At 22.0% G+C, this 1060-nt stretch carries 1 protein-coding gene; it reads left to right on the top strand.

Annotated features, from left to right (window positions below):
* Positions 1-52 precede the first annotated feature (52 nt).
* Positions 53-556 carry a hypothetical protein gene (locus tag EHV01_RS05865; protein ID WP_422066644.1) on the top strand — a complete coding sequence of 168 codons (504 nt, stop codon included), beginning with the start codon at positions 53-55 and terminating at the stop codon, positions 554-556.
* Positions 557-1060: the final 504 nt, after the last annotated feature.

Raw genomic sequence — 1060 nt, 5'->3', positions numbered from 1 at the left:
RTTTAAAAAATTTAAAGCAAAATCATAATCTTACACAAAATTAGTTTTCAAATTGTCATATTGATGATTTTTTTTATTTCATCAAGAGTTTTCGACAAAATTAAAGGGTGGTGATGGGGATGGTTGAATTATACAAACAGCTTCTTTTTTAGGAGCTAAGTATGTTTTAGATCGATTTCATTTTTCAAAAGAATTAAAAAGAGGTTTTTTAAAAGGAAGAAAAACCGAAGCAAAAACAAATATTTATAATGAATGTTATGATTTGTTTATTAATGGTAAGTATGATAAATTATTAAAAATTGCTAATTCTTATCACAAAACTGAATTAGTTAGATATATTAAAAATCATAGTAAAGGCATTAAAAATCAAAAATTAGAATACAACATTGGTGTTTCAGCTGAGACTGATATATCTTGATTTCTTAAATCAACTTTGGGGTATGGGGCAAAAGCCTACGCATATAAAACATATAAAAATTTACTATACTTAAAATTAGCAAAAATAAATAAAATTGATGTAATAACAAATATTAAGAATTTTTATACTTTTAAATAATTAAAATAAGATAAATTTTTAAATTTATTCCTTTTTGGTCGTCTTATTAAAAATAATGTGTTAATATAAACTTAACAAATAAAGAGGGTTTGTTTCATTTAGGAACAATAATTAATCCTTAAAAGAAAAAACCCGTATTTAATTTACTCGCCCTATGGTACCCTGTAAAATTATTTAGTAGTAAAACGATTGTCAATCACGACTATGTGATAACATAGTTATGGTACCCTGTAAAATTATTTTTATGTTATATAATGTTATTGAAAAGATATTCTTTTCTTGTGTTACCTTAGTTTTTAAAACAATATAAATGTAGAGTAGAAAAAGAAAAAAACAAAATTTATAATAAAAAATATCTTTTTTATAATTTTAATTATAAAAACCCATCTATTTTGAGTCTTTTCTTTAATTTTGTCGAAAACTCTTGATGAAATAAAAAAAATCATCAATATGACAATTTGAAAACTAATTTTGTGTAAGATTATGATTTTGCTTTAAATTTWA

This window comes from Spiroplasma sp. hy2, assembly GCF_044714365.1.
Lineage (GTDB): Bacteria > Bacillota_I > Bacilli_A > Mycoplasmatales > Mycoplasmataceae > Spiroplasma > Spiroplasma phoeniceum.
Note: the sequence above shows the minus strand (reverse complement) of the source record. Positions and strands in the feature narration are given on the sequence as shown.